The 6,616-nt window shown below is 52.6% G+C and carries 6 protein-coding genes; all 6 read left to right on the top strand.

The features are described from left to right. On the top strand, positions 1 to 647 hold a 647-nt coding region (locus ACI32D_RS06735), incomplete at its 5' end, for a metallophosphoesterase family protein (RefSeq protein ID WP_439775821.1). Further along, positions 644 to 3,070 carry an AAA family ATPase gene (locus tag ACI32D_RS06730; RefSeq protein WP_439775820.1) on the top strand — a complete coding sequence of 809 codons (2,427 nt, stop codon included), beginning with the start codon at positions 644 to 646 and terminating at the stop codon, positions 3,068 to 3,070. The genes ACI32D_RS06735 and ACI32D_RS06730, both read left to right, overlap by 4 nt. Continuing rightward, on the top strand, positions 3,063 to 4,013 hold the full coding sequence (locus ACI32D_RS06725; RefSeq protein ID WP_439775819.1) for a 3'-5' exoribonuclease YhaM family protein: 951 nt from the start codon (positions 3,063 to 3,065) through the stop codon (positions 4,011 to 4,013). Before ACI32D_RS06730 ends, ACI32D_RS06725 begins: the two co-directional genes overlap by 8 nt. Positions 4,014 to 4,392: 379 nt before the next feature. Then, positions 4,393 to 4,929 carry a shikimate kinase gene (locus ACI32D_RS06720; protein ID WP_439775818.1) on the top strand — a complete coding sequence of 179 codons (537 nt, stop codon included), beginning with the start codon at positions 4,393 to 4,395 and terminating at the stop codon, positions 4,927 to 4,929. A gap of 97 nt (positions 4,930 to 5,026) precedes the next feature. Further along, on the top strand, positions 5,027 to 6,193 hold the full coding sequence (aroC, locus tag ACI32D_RS06715; protein ID WP_439775817.1) for a chorismate synthase: 1,167 nt from the start codon (positions 5,027 to 5,029) through the stop codon (positions 6,191 to 6,193). Beyond that, a complete protein-coding gene (locus ACI32D_RS06710) occupies positions 6,193 to 6,423 on the top strand; it encodes a hypothetical protein (protein WP_439775816.1) in 231 nt (76 codons plus the stop codon). The genes aroC and ACI32D_RS06710 overlap by 1 nt, the downstream gene beginning before the upstream one ends. Positions 6,424 to 6,616 lie beyond the last annotated feature (193 nt).

Genomic DNA, 6,616 nt, shown 5'->3' with positions numbered 1-6,616 from the left:
ATGACTACTTTGCCCGAGGCCACATCCACGCCCGGCAAATTTTAAGTCAAAAGCCGCTGATCGTTTACCCCGGCAACATCCAAGGCCGGGATGTCGGCGAACTTGGAGAGAAGGGCTGCTACTTGGCTGAAGTCGATGAGACCAGCGGGCAGACCAGCTTGACTTTTGTCCAGACGGCTCCAATTACCTGGAAGCAGCTGACTTTAGAACTGGACCAGGCAATTGACAAAAGCAATTTGCATGCTAAAGCCCTGGAGCTTTTGCAAAAAAACAGTCAAGGCAAGACTTATTTCAGCTTGAAGATTTCGGGCTCAGAATATTTGACCAGTGAAGAGCTCGACCTTTGGCAGGACCAGGAGGCCTGGGCCGGCCTGTCCGCGGCTTTGGCGCCATCACAATTGGTTGACGTCCGTTTATCCATCCGGGGCCTGGTCAGCCTCAACAACAGCGACCGGGAAGCCCTGGCCGCTGCTGAAAAAGAAGTTCTGACCGACGAGAAAATCCAGCAGCTGGCCGCTTCTTGGGCCAAGAAGGACCCATATGCCCGCCGCCTTTTAGAAGACGAGGAATTCCGCGGCCAGGTCAGGGACTTGGTGGCTGTCAAGCTGGCCAGCCGCCTGCAGGCAATGACTGGGGGAGAAGAATGAGACTCAAGCAGATTCAAATCTACAATTTCGGCCAGTTCAGCCAGGAGACTTTTGACCTGCCAGAGGGCAATTTAGCGGCCTTCTTCGGGGGCAATGAAGCCGGCAAGAGTACGACCGTGGCCTTCATCAAGCAGATCCTTTTTGGCTTCAATTTGAAAAACACCAGCTCAGTCTTTTTTGAAGACTATGAACCCCTGACCAAGAGCTACCCGATGGGGGGCCAGTTGGTCTTTGCCAGCGGTGAAGGAGAATTCACCCTGGAGCGGACCTGGAGCAAGGGGGACAAGAGCAAGACCGGGGCAGTCAAGGTCCTCTTAAACGGCCAGGAATTCCCAGCCAGCGTCTTTTACGACCAGATTCAAAACATTGATGGGAGCTTTTACGCGGAAAGCTTTATCTTTAACGAAGACCTCCTCCGCCAGGTCAGCTCCTTGTCTGAAGGCGAAATCCTGGAGAACATCTACTATCTGGGGGCAGCCCAGAGCAGCCAGCTTTTGGCCATCCGAGCCGACTTTGACAAGGAAGCCAAAGACCTCTTCAAGCCAAGCGGGAAAAAGGCCCCGGTCAACCAGGACTTGCTCAAATTGGCTGAGCAAAGAGATAAGGTCGCTTCTGATGGCCAGGAATTCGACGCCTACCAGCAGCTGGAAGTCCAGCGGCTGGCTGAAGAAAAAGAAGCTAAAAAGCTGGAAAAAGAAGTCCAGGAAGTAAATGGCCAGTTAAGTAAGCTGGACAAGCAGCTGGAGCAGGTGAAAAACTACCAGACTTATTTAGGCCTTAAAAAGCAGGTCAGCCCGGTAGCTTTTGACCAGGAGCTCTACCAAAAGGCCCTGGACCTTAATGCCCAGATCAAGGCCCTCAAGGCTTCCATCAAGGAAGAAAAAGCAGCAGTTGACCCAGCCCTTTTGGCCAAAAGAAAGGACCAGGTCCGGGCCTGGCGGCAGGAACTGGGGCAAATCAGCCAGAGCCTGGAAATGCTCAAGCAGCAGGTCAAGCAGCTGGAAGAAAAGCAGGCCAGCCTCTTAGAACTGACCCCGCATTTAGACCAAGTGGCTGATTTATCCATGGACCAGTTCCAGCAGATGCAGGCTGACTGGGAAGAAAGCCAAAAAACTGAAGCCGCGCCTAAGACCCTGCCGCCATATGTCGGCTTGATCGTGGCCGTAATTGGTCTGGCTTTGATCGGGCAAAACCGGATTTTGGCAATATTGTTAATCCTTGCCGGCGCGGCTTTAGCGGCTTATGCCTACTTCAAAAAGCCTGCCAAGGGGCCAGACAAGGCTAGCGCCTTTAAGGAAAAGTACGGCATCGATGCCAGCGTTAAGGTCGACTCCTTGCTTGCCCCTTACCGGGACCTGGCCATCAACCGGCGGGACTTGGCAAATAGTCAAGCAGAACTCGCCAATAAAGAGGGGAAGGCCGCTGACCTGGCCCGGCAATTGGGCCTGCAAGGCAGCGATATTGCGGCTATCGGCCAGCAGCTGGGCCGCTTGGAAGAGCAGGTGGAAGCTGAGAGCGCGGCTCTACGGGCCAGCCAGGAGGTCAAGGCGGCCAACTTGAACTACCAAAAGCAGATTAGTGATTTAACTGAGCAGCTTTTGGCCATCTACCAGACTGCCGGGGTGGAAAACTTGGCAGGCTACCAGGCCCTGGCCAAAAAGCAACAGGAGCAAAAGGCCCTGGCCGCCCAGATTACCGCTTTAAAGAATAACTTGGGTGACCAGTTAGCGGCTTTTGAAGAAAATGGCCTGGATTCTGCAAAATTGCTGGGGCAAAAGCAAGAGCTGGAAAAAGAGCTGGCTGATAAGCAAAGAGCCGTCTCAGCCCGCCAACAGGAAATGGCCAACCTTTTGGCGGATGAAAAGCGCTACGCTTCTTCCAGCCAGGTAGCTGAAGACAAGCAGATGCTGGCTGAAATTGCCGACAGCTTCAGAAGAGACAGCCAGGACTACCTGGCCAGCCTGTTAGCCGGGGAAGTCATTGGCCGGACCCTGGATCTGGCCTCAAACGACCGCTTCCCGAAGATGCTGAAATTAGCCCAGGAATACCTGGAAATTCTGACTGGCGGCCGCTACCGGGAAATCCTTTTGCCAGCCAAATTGTCCAAGAAGACCCCGCTTAAGGTGGTCAGAAAAGACAAAAAGAAGATCCCTCTGGCCTACCTGTCCCGGGGGACTCAAGAGCAGCTCTATTTTGCCTTGAAACTGGCTTTTGTCATGCAGATCAAGGACAAGATCGACCTGCCGGTCTTGATCGACGATTCATTCGTCAACTTCGACGGCCCGCGGACCGGCTACATTGTGGACATGCTCAAGAAGATGAGCGAGGACAAGCAGATCCTGGTCTTTACGGCCAGAGAAGACTTGGCTGAAGCCGTCAGTGCTGCGCCAATCAGATATAAGAAGGGGGAGCAAAATGCTTAAACGTTTGCTCGATTACAATGAAGGGGAAGAATTTGATCTGGTCTTGATGGTCAAGAATTCCCAGCTGCGCCAAGACAAGAGGGGCAAGCACTACCTGCTCATGCAGCTGGCCGACTCTTCTGGCAGCATCCGGGCCAATTACTGGCAGGCCAAGGCAGAAGACGCCAGCCGCTTCAATGCCGGTACGGTGGTTGAGGCTTCAGGGATGATTGAGGACTACCACAACCATGACCAGATCAAGCTTTTCAGCATTCATCCGGTCAGCCCAGATGACCAGGTGGACTTAAGCCAATTGGTGGCCTCTGCTCCGGAAAAGCCAGCTGAGATGGAGAAGGAGATCAAGGGTTTTGTGGCTCAGATCGACAATAAGCACTGGCATGACCTGGTGGACTTCCTTTTGAAAAAGTGGTCCAGCCGCTTCTTCGCTTATCCGGCTGGCAAGTCTAACCACCACGCCTATAAGGGCGGCTTGGCCTTCCACACTTTGACCATGCTGAAAGACGCCAGAGGCTTAGCTGACAATTATCCTGCCGTCAACCGGTCGCTTCTTTATGCCGGCTGCATTCTGCACGACATGGGCAAGGTGCTGGAATTGTCGGGGCCTGTTGCGACTCAGTACACGGCAGAAGGCAACTTGGTTGGCCACCTGGTTTTGATCGACGAGCAGCTGATGCTGGCCGCCCAGGAACTGGGAATCGACCTGGCCAGTGAAGACCTGCTTTTACTGCGGCACATGGTCTTATCCCACCATGGCCGCTATGAGTACGGGTCACCAAAACTGCCGGCGCTTCTTGAAGCAGAGCTTTTGCACCGGATCGACGACCTGGACGCGGCGGTCAATGCCATCACGACTGAACTGTCCACGACCAAGCCGGGAGAATTTACCCCGCCGCTTTTGTCCCAGGACGGCCGCCGTTATTACCGGCCTAAGCAGGAAAGATAGGAAATATCCTTCTTTTTCTATTTTCCACTCTCGCTGTTTGACTTTTTTGCTTAAAAGCTTGACAGAATCAATGAGAGATGTTTTAATATTTTTAATCAAACAATCATTTAAAAGAGAGGATCTAACAATGAACTTGCTCAAGACAAACATGACTAGTTTCTTTTATGGCTATGCTTATTTCGACTAAAGCGTCCGCGGATACGGACGCGAGACGTTCGTATCTCAGCTAGCCAATGTTTGTTGAGCCTGCTAGATACAAATTCAATCTAGCATGGCTGAGGGCAAGGGCCCACTCTTTATAGAATTTGCAACCATCTGGATTGGAGACGTCTTCCAAAACAGGTGGTTTTTATTTTTTAGCTTAGAAAGAGTGGACAAGATGAGAATTGTATTAGTAGGCTTCATGGCATGCGGGAAAACGACGGTTGGCGATTTGCTGGCGAAAAAGTTAAACCAGCTGCAGATCGACTTAGACCAGGCCATTGTTGAAAGAGAGAGGATGACCATCCCGGAAATTTTTGCCAAATTCGGCGAAGACCACTTCCGCCTCTGCGAGCACCGGGCTTTAGTAGACAACATCAACCAAGACGCGGTGATCACGACCGGGGGCGGGACCCCGATGCGGGACGACAACGCCGCTTGCTTGATCAATTCCGGTGCTCCGGTAATCCTTTTGGACGCGGAGATCGAGACTATTGTTGACAGGATCGGCAATGACAAGAATCGCCCGCTTGCCAACAGCCTGGACGTAGAGGGCATGGCCAAGCTCAAGGCCAGCCGGCAGGAAAGATACGAGCAGGTGGCCAATTTGAAGATCCAGACCGACCACTTAAGCCCGGAAGAAATCTGCCAGCAGATCCTGGACTTCTGCCAGGCCTGGAATGAAGAAGGCAAGCTCATGACGGCTGTCCGTTAACTTTTGGCATGATTGTTGAAGAAAAAGCTAATAGCAAAAAAGAAAAAAGTAAAAAGAGAAAACATAGAAGATAAGGCATAAAAACAAAGGAGCTCACATGTACTACTTAACCGCGGGGGAATCCCATGGACCACAATTGACGGCGATTATTGAAGGCCTGCCGGCGGGCCTGAAGATCGACATTGCCGAAGTCAACGCTGCTTTAAGCCAGCGGCAGGGAGGCTTTGGCCGGGGCGACCGGCAAAAAATCGAAAAAGACCAGGTTGAATTCGTTGGCGGGGTCCGCCACCAGGTGACCCTGGGCGGGCCGGTAGCCTTGGTGGTCAAAAACCGGGACCACGGCAACTGGGGTGAGATCATGTCGCCGACTGCTGAAGAAACGGCGGAAAACTCCCAGCGGAAACTCGAGCACCCGCGGCCAGGCCACGCCGATTTGGTCGGCGGGATGAAGTACCGGCACCGGGATTTGCGCAATGTTTTGGAGCGGTCATCAGCCAGAGAAACCACCCTGCGGGTAGCCTTAGGCAATATCGCTCAGCAGTTTTTGCGGCAGCTGGATATCGACTTGGTGGCTTATGTGGCACAAGTCGGGCAAGTTGCGGCTGATTCAGAAAAGCCCCTGGACGTTAGTGAGATCCGGGAAAAGATTTTTCAAAATGACATGCACGTCATCGACCAGGACAAGGTGGAAGATTTGCATAAGCTGATTTCAGAGACCAAGGAAAAGGGCGACACCTTGGGCGGGATCATCCGCTTGGTGGCAACTGGCTTGCCGGCGGGGCTGGGCAGTTACGTAAGCTGGGATACGAAATTAGACGCCAAGCTGGCCGCGGCCGCTGTCGGCGTCAATGCCATGAAGGGGGTCAGCTTCGGGGACGGTTTTGAACTGGGGACCAAGTTCGGCAGCCAGGTCATGGACCAGATCGACTGGGAAAAGGGGACTGGCTTTACCCGCCTCAGCGACCACCTGGGCGGCTTTGAAGGAGGAATGACCAACGGGATGCCGCTAGTCATGAACGTAGCCATGAAGCCGATTCCGACCCTCTACCAGCCTTTGCAGACGGTGGACATCAATACCAAGGAAAAGCATCTGGCCAGCATTGAGCGGTCAGACACGACCTCAATCGTGGCGGCCTCCCTGGTTATCCAAAGCGTGATCGCTTTGGAACTGGCCAAGGCCATCTGCGAGCAGTTTGAATCCAGCAATTTGCAGCGCCTGCAGGAAGAATTGGCCCGCTACCGGCAGGAATGCCGGGAATACTAGTGCGGCTGCACACGTTAGGGCTGGAGGCAACCGACAGCTGGAAGGCGGCAGTTTTTTACCGGGAAAAAATGCAAGATAAAGCAGATATCGGAATCATCGGCCATGCTAGCTTTGAGGACATCTTGGCAAACCTGGCGGACTTATCTGGTGACTATCTCTTGATCCCGGCAGCTTTTCAGTCCCAGAAACTGGGCCTGGCCTGGGAAGTCAGCAGCTGTAAAAATATATAGTCAAAAATAACAATTAAAGACTACTAATGCTTATTTGTAGTCTTTTTCTATTCTAGGTCATGTTATCAATGTATTTGGACGAGCTGTTGTGATATAATACGGCTAGACGCGAACATAAGATCGTAAAAAGAAAGTCGCTTCCAAAAATGACCAGAAAAAAGAGAAGAACCCAAACTAAGACAGTCAGAGCTTA

Source organism: Lactobacillus sp. (assembly GCF_051873315.1).
Taxonomy (GTDB): Bacteria; Bacillota; Bacilli; order Lactobacillales; family Lactobacillaceae; genus Lactobacillus.
Note: the sequence above shows the minus strand (reverse complement) of the source record. Positions and strands in the feature narration are given on the sequence as shown.

Bases quoted from the DNA above. Each gene is read 5' to 3' on its own strand.
- ACI32D_RS06730 (WP_439775820.1), top strand. From the start codon at position 644: ATGAGACTCAAGCAGATTCAAATCTACAATTTCGGCCAGTTCAGCCAG.
- ACI32D_RS06725 (WP_439775819.1), top strand. From the start codon at position 3,063: ATGCTTAAACGTTTGCTCGATTACAATGAAGGGGAAGAATTTGATCTG.
- ACI32D_RS06720 (WP_439775818.1), top strand. From the start codon at position 4,393: ATGAGAATTGTATTAGTAGGCTTCATGGCATGCGGGAAAACGACGGTT.
- aroC (WP_439775817.1), top strand. From the start codon at position 5,027: ATGTACTACTTAACCGCGGGGGAATCCCATGGACCACAATTGACGGCG.